Genomic DNA, 16,348 nt, shown 5'->3' with positions numbered 1-16,348 from the left:
CGGTAGATGCGGGCCGTTTCTGTTATTACTGGACGATGCGAGTCCACCGCGTCGACCTCGGCTATTTCATCCGCCCCGCGGAGGAGACCGGCACCGGTTCCCCGCGCGTCGAGCCGACCCTCGGCTATCTCGTCGAGCACCCGGACGGCCCGCTGCTGGTCGACACCGGCATGGGCAGTCACCCCGAGGTGGACGCCTGGTACCAACCCCGCCGGGTGGAGCTTCCCGCGGCGCTCGCGGCCGCCGGTGCCAAGATCGACGAGATCCGGTACGTGGTGAACTGCCACCTCCACTTCGACCACTGCGGCGGCAACCCCGACCTGGCCGGTCGTCCCGTCTTCACCCAGCGGGCCGAACTGGCGATGGCCCGCGACACCGTCGACTACACGCTGCCCGAACTCGTCGACCATCCCGGCGTCCGCTACGAGGAACTGGACGGCGAGGCCGAGGTGCTGCCCGGGGTGCTGATCGTGCCCACCCCGGGCCACACCGCCGGCCACCAGTCGGTCGTGGTGACCAACCCGGACGGCACCGTGATCGTGGCCGGCCAGAGCCACGACAACGCCACCGCGTTCACCGGCGACGTGCTGGCCCGGCACGCCGGCGTCGGCGGGTCACCGGCCTGGCTCGACCGGCTCCTGGCCCTCGACCCGCGCCGGGTGGTGTTCGCTCACGACAACGCGGTCTGGACGCCCGGCGTGAGCCAGGTCAGCGCGCCCTGAGGAAACGCCGCATCGATCTCGGCCCGGCCCTCGTGGAAGTGCGACCAGCCCTCGTAGTGCACCGGCACGACGTGCCGCGGCTTGAGGTGTGCGCAGAGCCGGGCCGCGTCCCGGCCGGTCATGGTGAACCGGGCCGGGCCGGTGAGGCCGAACTGCACCTTGCCCAGGTGCAGGATCGCGGTGTCCACGGCGAACCGGGACGCCACCTCGAGCACACCCGGGAAGACCACGGTGTCCCCGGAGATCCACACCACCCGGTCGGCCTCCCGCAGCGCGAAACCGGTGGTCGGCCCGACGATCGGCACGCTCCAGGCCGGCCCGTGCCGGGACGGCGTGGCGGTCACCTCGACGCCGCCCACCGTGGCGGTCTGCCACGGTGCCAGGCCGGTCGCCCCCAACCGTCTGCCGCCGGCCACCGTGGTCAGCACGACCGGCGCCGACGGCAGCAGCCGGCGGCCGGCGTCGTCCAGGTTGTCGGCGTGCTGGTCGTGGGTGAGCAGCACGGCGTCCAGCGGTCCCAGGTCGGCGACGTCCAGCGCCGGTCCGGCGGTCTTCACCGACGACGTCCCCCAGCCGAACGAGTACCGCCGGCCGGGGGCGTCGAACGTCGGATCGACCAGCAACCGCACCCCGCCGAACTCGACCAGCGTGGTCGGCCCGCCGATGTGGGTGATGGTCAGACCGGTCATCGCGCGTGGGCCAGCGCCCAGTCGAGGACCTCGTCGGCGATCTGCTCCCAGCCCTTCTGGGCCGGCAGCAGGTGGGCGTAGCCCTCGTACTCGCGGCGCTCGGTGACGGTGTTCGACTTGTAGTGCTTGCAGTTCGACTCCTGGACCGAGGGCGGCATGATGTGGTCCTCGGAGCCGGAGACGAACAGCAGCGGCGCCCGGTTGTCGTTGTGGTAGTCGACCCAGGTGTCCTGGTGGCCGGGCTGGAAGTTGGCGAGCACGCTGCCCCACAGGATCCCGCCGTTGGCCGGGATGTGGTAGCGCTCGTAGGTGGCCCGGGATTCGTCCTCGGGGAAGGTGTTGGTGAAGGCGTACTTCCACTGCTCGTAGGTCAGACCCACCGCCTTGTGCCGGTTGGCCGGGCTCTTGAGGACCGGGAAGGTGGACTTCACCTGGGACAGCGGCACCACCCGGACGCCCTCGGTGGGCGCGGAGTTCATGGCCACGCCGGCCGCGCCGAGGCCGTGGTCGAGCAGGATCTGGGTGAACGCGCCGCCGGCCGAGTGCCCGATGATGATCGGCGGCTCCGGCAGGGCCCGTACGGTCTCTTCGAGGTGGGCGATGATCTGCGGGACGGTGAGCGCGACGATCGGGGCCGGGTCGGCGTTGAGCGCCTCCACCTCGGCCTCGAAGCCGGGGTAGCCCGGCGCGACGACCTGGTGCCCCTTGGCCTCGTAGTGCGCCTTCCAGTTCTCCCAGCTGCGCGGGGTGACCCAGAATCCGTGGACCAGAACGATGGGTTTCATGAGGCGATCCTCGGTGAACGTCGCCACCCGCGAATCCCGCGAAACACGTAGTCAGTCGTGCAACGTCTGGCGCAGCTGCCGGCGTGACCGCACGCCGAGTTTCCGGTAGACCTTGCGCAGGTGGTAATCCACGGTGTTGGCGCTCAGGAACAGGTGTGCCGCGATCTCGGCGTTGGTGCCGCCGTCGCGCGCCAGGCGCGCCACGGCGGTCTCCTGCGGGGTCAGGGCCGTTTCATCCGAAGGCGGTACGGGGACCAGGACGCTGTCGCCGAGCGCGCGCAACTCCTGCCGGGTCCGTTCGGCGAACGCCTCGGCGCGCACCTCGGTGAACATGGCGAGCGCGAGGGACAACTGGCCCCGGGCGTCCCGCCGGCGGCGCCGGCGGCGCAGCCACTCGCCGTAGAGCAGGTGCGCACGGGCCAGATCGCCGTGCCCCAGCGTGCCGGCGAGCTCCTCGATCGCCTGCCGGTAGTGCTCCTCGGCCTCGTCCACGCCGGCCAGCAGCGCCGTGCAGCGGGCCAGCAGCCCGCGGGCCCGGGGCGCGTCGCTGGCCCGTGCGGTCAACACCAGATCGGCGTACGCCAGCATGGCCGTCGGCCGGTCACCCGAGCGCAGCGCCGCCTCGACCAGGTCGGGCAGCGCCCAGGCGTAGCGGTGCGGCCGGCCGAACTCGACCACCCCGCCGAGCAGCTCGCGGGCCGACGCGTAGTCGCCCTCGGCGATGTCCAGCAGCGCCAGACTGAGCCGGGTGACCGCCTGCATCCCGCCCAGGTGCAGCATCTCGAAGACCTCCAGGGCCGGCCGCACCGTCTCGCGGACGCCGGGTGGCGCCCGCCAGGTCAGCAGCTCCGGATGGCGCCACACGAGTTCCTGGTCGGCGGTGAGGCCGATGGATCGGCGCAGGCGCTGGCCGGCCGCGTCGTGCCGGTCGGCGTCGGCGAGCCGGCCGAGCACCGCGCCGGTCATCGCGCCGAGGAAGTGCACCAGATCGAGCGCGTGCAGGGCGCCGGTGCGGCGGGCCGCCATCTCGGCCCGCTCGAGGATCACCTGCTTGGGTTCGTCGTCCCAGATGAGGTTGCAGAAGTTGACCCCGATCACGATCCGGGCCAGCAGCGTCTCGTCCGGAGTGGCCGGGTCGGTGATCGCGGCGACCGCCCGGCGCAGGGCCGGAACGCCGCGTTCGAAGCCCTCGGTGATCCAGGCGGCGTAGCCGGCCAGCAGCAGTCCGTCCAGGTCGGTGCCGGCCAGTTCGGCGGCCGCCGCGGCCACCTCCGCCTCGGTGACGCTCGCCAGGTGCTCGGCCCCGATCATCTGCTCGACCGCCTGGATCACGGCGGCCCGGGCCCGGTCCCGGTCGTCGCCGAACGCCTCGGCCGCGGCCAGGCAGATGGCCGCGCCGTCCCGCGGCCCGGTCGGCACGCCGGCGTTCACCGCCGCGATCGCCCGGGTCAGCAGCGCCGAGCCGCGTGCCGGTCCGGGCAGCCCGGTCTCGTCCACCGCGTCGAGCAGCAGCAGCGCCCGGGCGAAGGCACCGGCGGTCAGCGCGGCCGCGGCGGCCTGCACCTGACGGATCGCGCGGGTGCCGGGTTCGGGGGTCAGTTCGGCGGCCCGGCTCAGGAACGTGTGCCGCGCGGTGTGCCCGCCGCGCGCGCCGGCCCGGTCGGCGCACCGCTCCAACTCGGCCGCGACCGCCTCGTCCGGTCCGTCCGCGGCGGCCGCGAGGTGCCAGGCCCGGCGGTCCGCCTCGGCGGTGCCGGTGATGACCGCGGCCAGCGCCTCGTGCACGGCGCGGCGGTCGGCCGAGGTGGCGCCGTTGTAGACGGCCGAGCGCACCAGCGGATGCCGGAACGTGGCCGGTGGCGACCCGGTGACGAGCCGGTCGGTCTCGGCCGGTGCCGCGTCGGCCAGGTCGGTGCCGAGCCGGTGGGCCGCCTCGATCAGCTGCATGTCGGTGCCGCCCGCGTTGGCCGCGGCCAGCAGCAGCCAGGTGCGGGTGCGGGCCGGCAGGGCGCGGATCCGGGTCGAGTAGTGCGCCTCGAGGCGGCTGCCGATCGGCACCGGCTCGGGCAGCGGCCGGGCGCCGCGCAACTGGTCGGCGGTGAGCTCCCGGCCCAGGTCGGTGAGCGCCAGCGGATTGCCGCCGGTGGCCGCCGCGATCTGGTCGGCCAGGGCCGGGTCGAGCCGGGTGTCCACCACGCCGGCGAGCAGTGCCACGGCGGCCTCCCGGTCGAGTCCGGTGATGTCCCGCACCTCGACACCGGCCAGCAGATCGGGCTGGTCGAGACCCTCGGTCCGCAACCCGAACAGCAGCACCACACCCTCGGCGTGCAACCGGCGGGCGACGAAGGCGAGCGCCCGCAACGATTCCCGGTCGAGCCACTGGGCGTCGTCGACCACCACCAGCCGGGGTGCCTCGGCCAGCAGGGTCAGGGCGGCGAGGCTCACCAGGTAGAGGTCGGGCGGCGGGCCGTCGGTCAGACCGCAGGCGACCTGGACGGCGGCGCGCTGGCTGGCCGGCAACCGGTCGCGGCCGGCCAGCAACGGGATCAGCAGCCGGTGCAGGGCCGCATAGGGAAACCGGGCCTCGGCCTCGACACCGCCGATCCAGAGCGCGCCGGGACACGTGCTCTCGGCGTACCGCAGCAGTGTGGTCTTGCCGACGCCGGCCTCGCCGCGCAGCACCAAGCTCGCGCTGCGCCCGGCTCGCGTCCCCGCGATCACCTCGTCGAGCGCCGCACACTCGACCGACCGCCCGAAGAGCCGCACGCGGTGACTCTATCGAGCGGATGTTACGAAGTCAGAGCCCCGAAAGTCGTTGCCCGGCCCGCACCACGGCCATCGCGTGCCGCTCGCCGGGTCGGCGGCCGAGACGCTCGATCGGACCGCTTATCGAGATGGCGGCGATGACCCGGCCGGTGCGGTCGCGGATCGGCGCCGAGACACTGGCCACACCGGCCTCGCGCTCGGCGACGCTCTGCGCCCAGCCCCGGCGGCGGACCTCGGCGAGCGTGCGGCCGGTGAACTTGCAGCGCGGCAGCAGCGGCATGACCGCCTCGGGCGGCTCCCAGGCGAGCAGGATCTGTGCGGCCGATCCGGCGGTCATCGGCAGGACCGAGCCGACGGGTACGGTGTCCCGGAGGCCACTCGCGCGTTCGGCGCTGGCGACACATATACGTTCGTCGGCCCGGCGCAAGTACAACTGCGCACTTTCTCCGGTGGCGTCCCGCAATGCGGAAAGCAGGGGTTCGGCGGCGGTCAGCAGAACGTCCGGTGCGGCGTTCGCCAGCTCGCCGAGACGGGGTCCCGGACGCCACCGGCCCTGGGTGTCACGCACCAGCATCCGGTGGATCTCCAGGGCCTGGGCCAGGCGATGTGCGGTTGCGCGCGGCAGCTTCGTACGGTCTACGAGTTCGGCCAGGCTGGCACCGTCGACGCACGCCGCGAGGATGACAACCGCCTTGTCGAGAACGCCGACACCGCTCATACTGTGTCCCACAAGCCGAAACATACCTCCCAGAATTTAGGATGTCCAGATGGTGGGAGTCACTCCGAAGCCGAGAACCCTGGCAGAAAAGGTCTGGGACGACCACGTCGTGCGCGCCGCCGAGGGCGAACCGGACCTGCTCTTCATCGACCTGCACCTGCTCCACGAGGTGACCAGTCCACAGGCTTTTGACGGCCTGCGGCTGGCCGGGCGACGGGTGCGACGCACGGATCTCACCCTGGCCACCGAGGACCACAACACCCCGACCGGATACGCGGACCCGTCCTTCAACACTCGTCGCGGTGAGCTTCTCACGATCACCGATACGGTGTCGCGCACCCAGATCGAAACTCTCCGCAAGAACTGCGCCGAATTCGGTGTGCAGATCCGGCCGCTCGGCGACGTACAGCAGGGCATCGTGCACGTGATCGGCCCGCAGCTCGGTCTCACCCAGCCCGGCATGACGATCGTCTGTGGCGACTCGCACACGGCCACCCACGGCGCGTTCGGCGCGCTCGCGTTCGGCATCGGCACCAGCGAGGTCGAGCACGTGCTGGCCACCCAGACGCTGCCACAGGCCAAGCCCAGGACCATGGCCGTCACGGTCGTCGGCGAACTGCGCCCGGGCGTCTCGGCGAAAGATCTGATCCTGGCGCTGATCACGCAGACCGGCACCGGCGGTGGCAACGGCCACATCGTGGAGTACCGCGGCGAGGCGATCCGCAAGCTCTCCATGGAGGGCCGGATGACCATTTGCAACATGAGCATCGAGTGGGGCGCCAAGGCCGGCATGATCGCGCCGGACGAGACCACGTTCGCGTACCTGGAAGGCCGCCAGCACGCGCCGAAGGGCGAGGCGTGGGAAGCCGCGGTGGCGTACTGGAGGACGCTGGCGACCGACGAGGGCGCCGAGTACGACACCGAGATCATCCTGGACGCCGCCGCGGTGAGCCCGTTCATCACCTGGGGCACCAACCCGGGCCAGGGCGCGCCGCTGGACAGTGTGGTGCCCGACCCGGAGGAGTTCGTCGAGGAGACCGACCGCAGCGCGGCCCGGCGTGCCCTGGATTACATGGACCTCCAGCCCGGCACGCCGTTCCGCGAGGTGCCGGTGGACGTGGTGTTCGTCGGCTCGTGCACCAACGGCCGGCTGGAAGACCTGCGGGCCGCGGCCGACGTGCTGCGCGGCCACAAGGTGCACGACGACGTCCGGATGATGATCGTCCCGGGGTCGTACCAGGTGCGCGAGGCGGCCGAGGCCGAGGGCCTGGACCGCATCTTCACCGAGGCGGGCGCCGAGTGGCGGTTCGCCGGCTGTTCCATGTGCCTGGGGATGAACCCGGACACGCTCAGCCCGGGCCAGCGCGCCGCCTCCACGTCCAACCGCAACTTCGAGGGCCGGCAGGGCAAGGGCGGGCGCACCCACCTGGTCTCGCCGCAGGTTGCCGCCGCGACCGCGGTGGCCGGCAGGCTAGCCGCGCCCTCCGACCTTCTGGCCGATCGGTAACGGGAGAGACAGATGGACAAGTTCGTTACGCACAGCGGCAAAGTCATGCCGCTGCGGCGCTCCGATGTGGACACCGACCAGATCATCCCGGCCGTCTACCTGAAGCGGGTCACCCGCACCGGATTCGAGGACGGGCTGTTCAGCGCCTGGCGCGAGGACCCGGGATTCGTGCTGCACAACCCGGCGCACGCGGGCGCCACGATCCTGGTGGCCGGCCCCAACTTCGGCACCGGATCGTCGCGCCAGCACGCGGTGTGGGCCCTGCGGGACTGGGGCTTCAAGGTGGTCATCGCGGCCCGGTTCGGCGACATCTTCCGCGGCAACGCGCTCAAGGAGGGTCTGCTGCCGGTGCAACTGGACCAGAAGGCCGTCGAAGCCCTCTGGGAACTGGGCGAGAGCGAGCCGGAGAAGGAGGTCACCGTGGACCTGGCCGGACGTCAGGTGCGGGTGGACGACGCCTCCTGGCAGTTCCCGATCGACGATTTCAGCCGCTGGCGCCTCCTGGAGGGCCTCGACGACATCGGACTGACCCTGCGGCACGAGGACACGATCACCGCGTACGAGTCCGGCCGGCCGTCCTTCAAGCCGGTTGTGACCTGATCAGCAAAACGCTGTCAGCACACGGTTTTTCGCCCTCACCGGGTCCCCGGTGAGGGCGAATTCGTTGCAACACAAGGGTTTTTTTGCCACGAATGTTTGTGTCTGCTGGTCAGAGGGCATACGGTGCGCGCAGAATGGCTCGCAATGGGCCAATCTCACGTTCGGGAGGAATACCGTGAACAAGGCCGAGCTCATCGAGGCGCTCGCCGCCCGACTGGGAGACCGGAAGACGGCGACCGCGGCACTGGATGCCTTCATCAGTGAGGTCGAGGGCGCCGTCGCCAAGGGCGACAAGGTAGCCATCACCGGCTTCGGCTCCTTTGAGAAGCGGGTGCGCAACGCGCGTACCGCGCGCAATCCCAGGACCGGCGAGACGGTGAAAGTGAAGAAGACGTCGGTGCCGGCGTTCCGCCCCGGTACGGCCTTCCGGGAGATGGTCGCGAGCGGAAAGGTCGCCAAGGCCGCCCCGGCCAAGAAGACCACCCCCGCCACCAAGGCGACCGCCACCAAGGCGACCGCCGCGAAGTCCGCCCCCGCGAAGGCCACTGCGGCCAAGCGGACCACGACGGCTGCCAAGACCACGACGGCTGCCAAGGCCACGACGGCCGCCAAGGCCACGACCGCCACCAAGGCGACCGCGGCCAAGAAGACGGGGGCCACCAAGGCCGCCCCGGCCAAGACCGCCGCCACCAGGACGGCCGCCGCCAAGAAGACGACGGCCACCAAGGCCGCGCCGGCCAAGACCACGGCGGCCAAGACCACCGCGGCAAAGAAGACGGCCGCCACCAAGACGGCCGCGACCAAGGCCGCCCCGGCCAAGACCACGGTGGCCAAGAAGGCGTCCGTGACCAAGGCGGCGCCCGCCAAGAAGGCGGCGACCGCGACCAAGACGGCGGCGGCCAAGAAGACCACCGCCCGCAAGACCACGACGGCCGCGGCTGCCACTCCGGCCCGCGCCCGGGCGACCAGCAGCACCGCACGTAAGACCCGCTGACACCGGGTCTGCGACGGGCGTCCACCCTTACGGTGGACGCCTTTCGTGTGTCCGAGCGCGGAAACGCCCGGTGGGCCTACCGTCCGGGCATGGAGCGCGCAACGTTGCCTCGCGGGCTGGTCGGCCGGTCGCTGATCGCCGCGGTGCTGTTCGCGGTGGCCGTGGTGCCGGGGTGGACGCTCGGCGGGCTGATCGAGAGCTGGACCGGCCAGGGGCTGCTCGACTGGCTGGTCACCGGCGCCTGGTCCGGGCTGGCCGTGCGGGTGCTGGCGCCGTACGCCTCGTACCGGCCGCGGGACGGCTGGCTCGGCGTGGTGCCGCTGTACGGCTGGTATCTCACCTGCGTGCTGTGCTGGCGGGTGGCGCTGCTGCCGTTCCGGGACTGGGAACCGCGGGCCGACGAGATGGCCCGGGCCCGCTGGCTCACCGGCGACCTGCTCGGCTACTGGCGGGCCGACGCCGGCCCGGTCAGAGTCGCGACGCGCCCAAAAGCCGGTCCCCGGACCAGGTGAGCAGCCAGCCGGTGCCCTTGGGAGCCTTGTAGGGGGCCGGGTCGGCCTCGTCCTTCAGGGTGGCCACCAGGGTCGGCATCACCTTGCCCTGGCTGCAGATCACCGTCACGTCCGGCGAGCGCAGGTCGAGCAGCCGCTGGGCGGCCAGTTTGGCCTTGGCCGGAGCGTCCGCCGGGTCGGAGGGCTCGGCGAACGCGGCGTCCTGCACGATCGGCAGGCCACCCGTGCGTTGCGCCAGCGGCTCCAGCGTCTGCTTGCACCGCAACGGCGTGGCCGCGTACAGCCGGGCCGGCTCGAGCGTCGACAGCACCGTGCCGATCCGGTCGGCCTGCACCTGGCCCACCTCGTCGATCGGGCGCAGCGCGTCCGGGCCCACCCAGGACTTGCGGTCGCCGGCGTGCGCGTGCCGCACCAGCGCCACCACCGCGGTGACCGGCGGCCGGCCGGCCAGGTGGTCGAGCACCGCGCGTTCGTCGGCGTAGCTGACCCGCTCGGCCGCCTCGGCGAGCGGCAGCCAGGCCGTCGCGTCGACCTCGTCGGTGTCCTGCACCGGGCCCTCGCCGGCGGTGCGCATCAGCCAGTAGTCGACGGTCTTGGGCCGGCCGTCCGGCAGCGTGTAGTCCACCCGCGGCAGCCGCACCTGCGGGACGCCGCGGGCGCCGGTCTCCTCGGCCACCTCGCGGACCGCGCAGGCCAGCGGATGCTCGCCGTTGTCCAGCTTGCCCTTGGGCAGCGCCCAGTCGTCGTACCGGGGCCGGTGTACCAGGCAGATCTCGATGCCGTCGCCCGCCGGACGGTAGAGCACCCCGCCCGCGGCGCGTTGCGGATCGGTCATCAGACCGCCTTGCCGATGATCCGGCGCAGCAGGGCTTCCTGGAGGTGCAGGTGCGGCTCGGACGGGTTTTCCGGGCGGCGGTGCCAGGTGCCGTCGCCGGCCAGGTCCCAGCCCTCGCTCTGGTCGCTCATCGACAGTTCCAGGACGTGCCGCAGGTCGCGCTGTGCCGACGGCAGGGTCACCCGGACCAGCGCCTCGACCCGGCGGTCCAGGTTGCGGTGCATGAGGTCGGCCGAACCGATCCAGTACTCGGCGTCGTCGCCGGCGCCGAACCGGAACACCCGCGAGTGCTCCAGGAACCGGCCGACGATCGAGCGCACCCGGATGTTGTCGCTCAGGCCCGGCACGCCCGGCCGCAGGCTGCACATGCCCCGGATGATCAGGTCGACCTTCACGCCGTCCTGCGAGGCGCGGTACAGCGCGTCGCAGGTCTCCTCGTCGACCAGCGAGTTCACCTTGAACTGGACGAGCGCCACGCCGCCCTCGCGGGCGATCGCGGCCTGCTGCTCGATCCGCTCCACCAGGCCGGAGCGCACCCCGTGCGGGGCCACCAGCAGGCGGCGGTACGAGCGCTGCCGGCTGTACCCGGTCAGGACGTTGAACAGGTCGGTGACGTCGGCGCCCACCTCGGGGTCGGCGGTCAGCATGCCGAAGTCCTCGTAGAGCCGGGCCGTCTTGGGGTGGTAGTTGCCGGTGCCGATGTGGCAGTACCGCCGGATCTGGTTGCCCTCCTGGCGTACCACCAAGGAGGTTTTGCAGTGGGTCTTGAGCCCGACCAGGCCGTAGACCACGTGGCAGCCGGCCCGCTCCAGGGTGCGGGCCCAGGCGATGTTGGCCACCTCGTCGAACCGCGCCTTGACCTCGACCAGCACCACCACCTGCTTGCCGGCGGCGGCCGCGTCGACCAGCGCGTCCACGATCGGCGAGTCGCCCGAGGTGCGGTACAGGGTCTGCTTGATGGCCAGCACGTTCGGGTCGGCCGCGGCCTGTTCGATGAACCGCTGCACGCTGGTGGAGAACGAGTGGTACGGGTGGTGCACCAGGATGTCGCTCTCCCGCAGCCGGTTGAACACGCTGCGCGGCACCTCGCCGTCGGCCAGTTGCGGGTGGGTGGCCGGCACGAACGGGCGGTCCTTGAGGTCGTCCCGGTCGCACTCGCCGAACACCTGCCACAGCGCCGACAGGTCGAGCAGGCCGGGCACCCGCAGCACGTCCTGGCTGTCCATGTCGAGCTCACGGACCAGCAGGTCGAGCACGTGATCGCTGATCGACGCGGCCACCTCGAGCCGCACCGGCGGGCCGAACCGGCGTTGCGCCAGCTCGCGTTCGAGGGCCTGCAGCAGGTCTTCGTCCCGGTCCTCGTCGACCTCCAGCTCGGCGTTGCGGGTCACCCGGAACAGGTGCCACTCCTGGATCTGCATGCCGGAGAACAACTGGTCGAGGTGGACCGCGATGAGCTCCTCGACCGGCAGGAACCGCACCCCGCGGCTGTCGTTCTGCACGGTCACGAACCGCGGCACGTTGTTCGGCACCTTGATCCGGGCGAACAGCTCGGAGCCGCTGCCGTCCGGGTCGCGCAGCACCACCGCGAGGTTGAGCGACCGGCTGGAGATGTACGGGAACGGATGCGCCGGGTCGACCGCGAGCGGCGTCAGCACCGGGAAGACCTGCTCCCGGAAGTAGGTGCGCAGCCGTTCCCGTTCGGCCGGGCCGAGCTCACCCCAGCTGACCAGCTCGATCCCCTCGGCCGACAGCTTGGGCCGGACCTCCTCGGCGAAGCACGCGGCGTGCCGGGTCACCAGGTCGGCGGTGCGTTCGCTGATCATCTCGAGCTGGTGGCGCAGCGACACCCGGTCGCCGCCGCGCATCGGCAGGCCCGCGCTGAGCCGCCGTTTCAGCCCGGCCACCCGCACCATGTAGAACTCGTCCAGGTTGCTCGCGAAGATCGCCAGGAACTTGGCGCGTTCGAGCAGCGGGGTGTCCGAGTCCAGCGCCAGGGCCAGCACCCGGGAGTTGAAGTCGAGCCAGGAGAGTTCGCGGTTGAGGAAGCGGTCCTCGGGGAGCTCGGGCGCGGTGTCCGCCGCGAAAATCTCATCGGGCTCGAAGATCTCATCGGGCCCGGTGACGGGCGACTCGTCGGTCTCGGTCATGTCGGTCATGACGTGCTCCGTCGGTAGCTGCTCGGTCGGGTCCAGGTCGGCGGTACTGCTCTCGCCGCTCCGGGGCAGGAAGCGGCCGTTCGGGCCGCGCCGGCGGGTTTCGGGGATCCGGGGCGGGGTGTGCATCGCTCCATCATTGCCGCTCGCGAGGAAAGGTGAAACGCACTGCGGCTTGATCAACTTAACCGATTCCGGGGATGGCTATCCGGGTGATCGCGCCACCGGTCCCGGTCTCCACCGCGACCCGCTGCCCGAGCCGCAGCAGGCGCAAACCCGAGCGGTCGAAGGCGGGCCCGTCGAAGGCCAGCTCAGTGCCGTCGTCGAGGAGCAGCGTGCCGCTGCGGGAGCCGGGGTCGAAGGTGGCGATCGTGCCCTGCATACCTGCACGCTACCGGCTCCGGGTCACGAGCCTGCTTCGGTTGGCCGCCCTGGCGGTACTTCAGGCGGCCGGCACCCGGCGCCCGGTGAGTCCCAGATCACGCAGCAGCTGGCGGGTGTGCGGGCCCGGACCGAGATCGAGTACGGCCGACAGATCGTCCGGGGTGTCCACGTCCTGCCGCAACCCCGGCCAGTCCCCGGCGAGCGCGGCCGCACCGGAGGCGGCGTGCGCGACCGCCGAGCCGAGTCCGAAGTGCGGGTCGAGCGGCCGGCCGGGCGGGACCGCGAGCAGCACCGTGCCGGAGCCGTTCGCGTCCGCGACGAAGCTGCGCCGGCCGGCCCCGGCCAGCGCGGCGTCCAACTCGCCGGGCCGCAGCGCCGGCAGGTCGCCGGCCAGCACCACCCGGCACCGGGTGAGTCCGGCCACCCGGTCGGCGCCGTGCCGCAGGGCCGCGTTCAGGTCGCCGCCCGGGTCGGGCACCACCCGGGCGCCCAGCGCGGCCACCGCGTCACCGGCCGCCGGGTCGTCGGTGACCACCAGCAGTTCGGCCACCGCGTCGCCGGCGAGCACCGCGGCCACCGTGTCGCGCACCATGGCCAGGGCCAGGTCGGCGTGCCGGGCCGCGGGCACCGCGCCGCGCAGCCGGCTCTTGGCCGCGCTCAGCCGCTTGACGGGGATCACCGCCACCCACTCCCGGACCACCCGCCCATACTGCCAGCGGTAACGGTCAGCACCCCTACCTGGTCCCGGCGGCCGGGAGCGGGCATGATTCGTCTTCAGGCATGGGGACGCGGTGGGGACACGCCGCGGTAGGGCAGGAGGGGCCGTGGCGGTGCGCAGGCTGGGGTTCTGGCGGCGTCTCGCGGCCGGGCTGGTGCTCCCGGTCCTGTACGCCTGGACCAGGCGCACCTGGCTGGCCCTCGACAACATCCCGGCCACCGGCGGTGTGATCATCGTCGCCAATCACGCGTCCCACTTCGATCCGCTGGTGGTGGCCCATTACATCTACGGTGCCGGGCGCTGGCCCCGGTTCCTCGGCAAGGCCAGTCTGTGGCGGTTGCCGGTGCTCGGCCCGTTCCTCCGCAAGGTCCAGCAGATTCCGGTGGAACGGGGCAGTGTGGAGGCGGTGAAGTCGCTCGACGCCCTGGTCGGCGCACTCCAGGAGGGCGGCGCCGTGGTGATCTATCCGGAGGGCACGACGACCCGGGAACCCGGCCTGTGGCCGATGCGCGGCAAGACCGGCGCGGCCCGGCTCGCCCTGGTCACCGGCGCGCCGGTGATCCCGCTCGCGAACTGGGGCGCCGAGCAGATCTTCGACCCGCGCACCAACCGGCTCCGGCTCCGGCCGCGGATGCCGGTGACCGTGATCTCCGGCAAACCGGTCGACCTGTCGCCCTGGGCCGGCGCCACCCCGACCCGCGAGGTGCTCGAGCAGATGACCGATGCGATCATGCTCGACGTGCGTGATCTCCTGGCTGAGCTGCGCGGCGAGGAGCCGCCGCCGCTGTACGACCGACCAGCCCGGCGGGCCCAGGTTGCACCTCACCAGGACGCAGAGTGAAGCGGGCCGCGGTCCTCGGGGCCGGTGCGTGGGGAACCGCCTTCGCCAAGGTGCTGGCCGAGGCCGGCAGCGAGGTCACCATGTGGGCCCGGCGCGAGTCGGTCGCCGCCGAGATCCGCGACCGGCACGTCAACGAGTCGGCACTGCCCGCGGTCAAGCTGCCCGCCGGGATCGGCGCCACCAGCGACCTGGCCGCCGCGGTGGCCGGTGCCGACCTGATCGCCATCGCGGTGCCCTCCCAGACGCTGCGCGGCAACCTGGCCGAGTGGGCCGGCCACTTCCCGGCCGACGCCACCCTGGTGTCCCTCATGAAGGGCATCGAGCTGGGCACCACCAAGCGGATGAGCCAGGTCATCGTGGAGACCGCGCGGGTCGACCCGGACCGGGTGGTGGTGGTCTCCGGACCCAACCTAGCCCCCGAACTGGCCGCCGAGCAGCCGGCCGCGACCGTGGTGGCCGGCACCGACGTCCGGCGCTGCCGGGCCGTGCAGCAGGCCATCGCGCTGCCCTACCTGCGGCCGTACACCAGCGAGGACGTGACCGGCTGCGAGATGGGCGGCGCGGTCAAGAACGTCATCGCCCTCGCATACGGCATCACGGTGGCGATGGGCATGGGCGACAACACCCGGGCCTCGCTGATCACCCGCGGCCTGGCCGAGACCGCCCGGCTGGGCGTGGCGCTGGGCGCCGACCCGCTCACCTTCGCGGGCCTGGCCGGCCTCGGCGACCTGGTGGCGACCTGCTCGTCGCCGCTGTCCCGCAACCGCACCTTCGGCGAGCAACTGGGCCGCGGCAAGACGCTGGAGGAGGCGCAGAAGGCGGCCCGGCAGACGGCCGAGGGCGTGAAGAGCTGCCTGGCGATCCGCGACCTGGCCCGCACCGCCGGGGTGGAGATGCCGATCACCGAGCAGGTGGAGCGGGTCTGCCACGAGGGCGCCGACCCGCGGGTGGCGGTCAAGATGCTGATGGGCCGGGAGATGAAGCCGGAGTGACCAGTTCCGACGGCAGCTGGTCCGACGGCAGCTGGTCCGACGGCACCAGGGCGGTACACGCCGGTTTGCCGGAACCCGTCGTGGGGGAGCCGTTCCTGCCCGGTCCGGTCTTCGCGGCACCGTTCCACCTGCACCCGGCCGACGGCCCCGGCCAGAACGACTACGCCCGCACCTCGCACCCCACCCGGCGGCGGCTGGAGGCGGCGATCGGCGAGCTCGAGGGCGGCACCGCGCTGGTCTTCGCGAGCGGCCAGGCGGCGATCACCGCGCTGCTGCTCGCCGTGCTGCGCGCCGGCGACACCGTGGCGCTGCCCGCGGACGGATACTTCACGGTCCGTGCGTTCGCCGAGGGCACCCTGCGTGACCTGGGCATCGACAGCATCCTGGTGCCCACGGCCGGCCCTTACCCGGACTTCGCCGGCTGCCGGCTGGTGCTGCTGGAGACCCCGGCCAACCCGGGCCTGGACCTGTGCGACATCCGGGCCCTGTCCGACGCCGCACACGCGGCCGGCGCGCTGGTCGCGGTCGACAACACCACCGCCACCCCGCTCGGGCAGAATCCGCTGGCCCTGGGCGCCGACGTGGTGGTCGCCTCCGGCACCAAGGCGCTGACCGGCCACTCCGACGTCCTGCTCGGCTACGCCGCCACCACCGACGAGGCGCTGGCCGGCCGGATCGAGACCTGGCGCAAGCAGACCGGCGCGGTGCCCGGCCCGTTCGACTGCTGGCTGGCGCACCGCTCGATCGCCACGCTCGACCTGCGGCTGGAACGGCAGAGCCGGAACGCGGCCGCGGTGGCGGCGATGCTGGCCGCCCGGCCGGACGTGACCGCGGTGCGCTGGCCCGGCCTCGCCTCCGATCCGGCACATTCGCTGGCCCGGGCCCAGATGCGCCGGATTCCCGGGGTGGTCTCGTTCGAGCTGGCCTCGGCCGACCGGGTGGCGAAGTTCCTGGCCGCGGCCGAGTTGGTGTTCGCGGCCACGTCGTTCGGCGGGGTGCACACGTCGGCCGACCGGCGGGCGCAGTGGGGCGACGACACCGCGCCCGGTTTCGTCCGGCTGTCCTGCGGCATCGAGGACCCGGCCGACCTGCTGGCCGACCTGACGGCGGCACTGGACCGGGCCTGACC

The 16,348-nt window shown here is 72.4% G+C and carries 16 protein-coding genes; 8 read left to right on the top strand and 8 right to left on the bottom strand.

Annotation, left to right across the window (positions count from 1 at the left end):
- Positions 1-35 precede the first annotated feature (35 nt).
- Positions 36-722: an N-acyl homoserine lactonase family protein gene (locus Ari01nite_RS05915; protein WP_203780018.1), complete on the top strand. Its 687-nt coding sequence runs from the start codon at positions 36-38 to the stop codon at positions 720-722.
- On the opposite strand, the gene Ari01nite_RS05910 is transcribed toward Ari01nite_RS05915, so the two are convergent.
- From Ari01nite_RS05910 to Ari01nite_RS05895, 4 genes are read right to left on the bottom strand one after another with little or no spacing between them, the layout of a single operon-like run.
- Positions 671-1,411, bottom strand: coding sequence for an MBL fold metallo-hydrolase (locus tag Ari01nite_RS05910; RefSeq protein ID WP_203780017.1), 741 nt, complete (start codon positions 1,409-1,411; stop codon positions 671-673). The two genes, Ari01nite_RS05915 and Ari01nite_RS05910, sit on opposite strands and share 52 nt — an antisense overlap.
- Entirely contained in the window at positions 1,408-2,196 is a 789-nt protein-coding gene (locus tag Ari01nite_RS05905; RefSeq protein ID WP_203780016.1) for an alpha/beta hydrolase, read from the bottom strand. Before Ari01nite_RS05905 ends, Ari01nite_RS05910 begins: the two co-directional genes overlap by 4 nt.
- Before the next feature lie 51 nt (positions 2,197-2,247).
- The gene (locus Ari01nite_RS05900) at positions 2,248-4,962 is read right to left on the bottom strand and encodes a helix-turn-helix transcriptional regulator (RefSeq protein ID WP_203780015.1); all 2,715 of its coding nucleotides are present in this window, start codon (positions 4,960-4,962) and stop codon (positions 2,248-2,250) included.
- Positions 4,963-4,993: 31 nt separating this feature from the next.
- Complete coding sequence (locus Ari01nite_RS05895) at positions 4,994-5,680, bottom strand: IclR family transcriptional regulator (RefSeq protein WP_203780014.1); 687 nt, start codon at positions 5,678-5,680, stop codon at positions 4,994-4,996.
- A gap of 49 nt (positions 5,681-5,729) precedes the next feature.
- Between Ari01nite_RS05895 and leuC the strand changes: the two genes are divergently transcribed.
- The 4 genes from leuC to Ari01nite_RS05875 all read left to right on the top strand — a co-directional run bounded on the left by leuC (position 5,730) and on the right by Ari01nite_RS05875 (position 9,293).
- Complete coding sequence (gene leuC, locus Ari01nite_RS05890) at positions 5,730-7,187, top strand: 3-isopropylmalate dehydratase large subunit (protein ID WP_203780013.1); 1,458 nt, start codon at positions 5,730-5,732, stop codon at positions 7,185-7,187.
- Between the two features lie 12 nt (positions 7,188-7,199).
- Positions 7,200-7,787 (top strand): 3-isopropylmalate dehydratase small subunit, encoded by a 588-nt coding sequence (leuD, locus tag Ari01nite_RS05885; protein ID WP_203780012.1) that lies wholly within the window; start codon positions 7,200-7,202, stop codon positions 7,785-7,787.
- Positions 7,788-7,962: 175 nt separating this feature from the next.
- Positions 7,963-8,781 (top strand): HU family DNA-binding protein, encoded by an 819-nt coding sequence (locus Ari01nite_RS05880; protein ID WP_203780011.1) that lies wholly within the window; start codon positions 7,963-7,965, stop codon positions 8,779-8,781.
- A gap of 89 nt (positions 8,782-8,870) precedes the next feature.
- Positions 8,871-9,293: a hypothetical protein gene (locus tag Ari01nite_RS05875; RefSeq protein WP_203780010.1), complete on the top strand. Its 423-nt coding sequence runs from the start codon at positions 8,871-8,873 to the stop codon at positions 9,291-9,293.
- Here the strand turns inward: Ari01nite_RS05875 and Ari01nite_RS05870 are convergent.
- The 4 genes from Ari01nite_RS05870 to cofC are packed head-to-tail and all read right to left on the bottom strand — an operon-like array spanning position 9,250 to position 13,368.
- Positions 9,250-10,128: an NUDIX hydrolase gene (locus tag Ari01nite_RS05870; protein WP_203780009.1), complete on the bottom strand. Its 879-nt coding sequence runs from the start codon at positions 10,126-10,128 to the stop codon at positions 9,250-9,252. The two genes, Ari01nite_RS05875 and Ari01nite_RS05870, sit on opposite strands and share 44 nt — an antisense overlap.
- The gene (locus tag Ari01nite_RS05865; protein ID WP_203780008.1) at positions 10,128-12,413 is read right to left on the bottom strand and encodes an RNA degradosome polyphosphate kinase; all 2,286 of its coding nucleotides are present in this window, start codon (positions 12,411-12,413) and stop codon (positions 10,128-10,130) included. Before Ari01nite_RS05865 ends, Ari01nite_RS05870 begins: the two co-directional genes overlap by 1 nt.
- A gap of 55 nt (positions 12,414-12,468) precedes the next feature.
- Positions 12,469-12,666, bottom strand: a complete 198-nt coding sequence (locus Ari01nite_RS05860) for a cold-shock protein (RefSeq protein WP_203780007.1) — start codon at positions 12,664-12,666, stop codon at positions 12,469-12,471.
- Between the two features lie 60 nt (positions 12,667-12,726).
- Complete coding sequence (gene cofC / locus Ari01nite_RS05855; RefSeq protein ID WP_239162498.1) at positions 12,727-13,368, bottom strand: 2-phospho-L-lactate guanylyltransferase; 642 nt, start codon at positions 13,366-13,368, stop codon at positions 12,727-12,729.
- A gap of 124 nt (positions 13,369-13,492) precedes the next feature.
- Between cofC and Ari01nite_RS05850 the strand changes: the two genes are divergently transcribed.
- Genes Ari01nite_RS05850 through Ari01nite_RS05840 form a run of 3 tightly spaced genes read left to right on the top strand, consistent with a single transcriptional unit; the run spans position 13,493 to position 16,346 of the window.
- Positions 13,493-14,227: a lysophospholipid acyltransferase family protein gene (locus Ari01nite_RS05850; RefSeq protein ID WP_203780005.1), complete on the top strand. Its 735-nt coding sequence runs from the start codon at positions 13,493-13,495 to the stop codon at positions 14,225-14,227.
- Entirely contained in the window at positions 14,224-15,219 is a 996-nt protein-coding gene (locus Ari01nite_RS05845) for an NAD(P)H-dependent glycerol-3-phosphate dehydrogenase (protein ID WP_203780004.1), read from the top strand. The genes Ari01nite_RS05850 and Ari01nite_RS05845 overlap by 4 nt, the downstream gene beginning before the upstream one ends.
- Positions 15,216-16,346: a cystathionine gamma-lyase gene (locus Ari01nite_RS05840; RefSeq protein WP_203780003.1), complete on the top strand. Its 1,131-nt coding sequence runs from the start codon at positions 15,216-15,218 to the stop codon at positions 16,344-16,346. Before Ari01nite_RS05845 ends, Ari01nite_RS05840 begins: the two co-directional genes overlap by 4 nt.
- Positions 16,347-16,348 lie beyond the last annotated feature (2 nt).

This window comes from Paractinoplanes rishiriensis (assembly GCF_016862375.1).
Taxonomy (GTDB): Bacteria; Actinomycetota; Actinomycetes; order Mycobacteriales; family Micromonosporaceae; genus Actinoplanes; species Actinoplanes rishiriensis.
Note: the sequence above shows the minus strand (reverse complement) of the source record. Positions and strands in the feature narration are given on the sequence as shown.

Coding starts and splice junctions, on each gene's coding strand:
- Ari01nite_RS05915 (WP_203780018.1), top strand. CDS start 36: ATGCGAGTCCACCGCGTCGACCTCGGCTATTTCATCCGCCCCGCGGAG.
- Ari01nite_RS05910 (WP_203780017.1), bottom strand. CDS start 1,411: ATGACCGGTCTGACCATCACCCACATCGGCGGGCCGACCACGCTGGTC.
- Ari01nite_RS05905 (WP_203780016.1), bottom strand. CDS start 2,196: ATGAAACCCATCGTTCTGGTCCACGGATTCTGGGTCACCCCGCGCAGC.
- Ari01nite_RS05895 (WP_203780014.1), bottom strand. CDS start 5,680: ATGAGCGGTGTCGGCGTTCTCGACAAGGCGGTTGTCATCCTCGCGGCG.
- leuC (WP_203780013.1), top strand. CDS start 5,730: ATGGTGGGAGTCACTCCGAAGCCGAGAACCCTGGCAGAAAAGGTCTGG.
- leuD (WP_203780012.1), top strand. CDS start 7,200: ATGGACAAGTTCGTTACGCACAGCGGCAAAGTCATGCCGCTGCGGCGC.
- Ari01nite_RS05875 (WP_203780010.1), top strand. CDS start 8,871: ATGGAGCGCGCAACGTTGCCTCGCGGGCTGGTCGGCCGGTCGCTGATC.
- Ari01nite_RS05870 (WP_203780009.1), bottom strand. CDS start 10,128: ATGACCGATCCGCAACGCGCCGCGGGCGGGGTGCTCTACCGTCCGGCG.
- Ari01nite_RS05865 (WP_203780008.1), bottom strand. CDS start 12,413: ATGCACACCCCGCCCCGGATCCCCGAAACCCGCCGGCGCGGCCCGAAC.
- Ari01nite_RS05860 (WP_203780007.1), bottom strand. CDS start 12,666: ATGCAGGGCACGATCGCCACCTTCGACCCCGGCTCCCGCAGCGGCACG.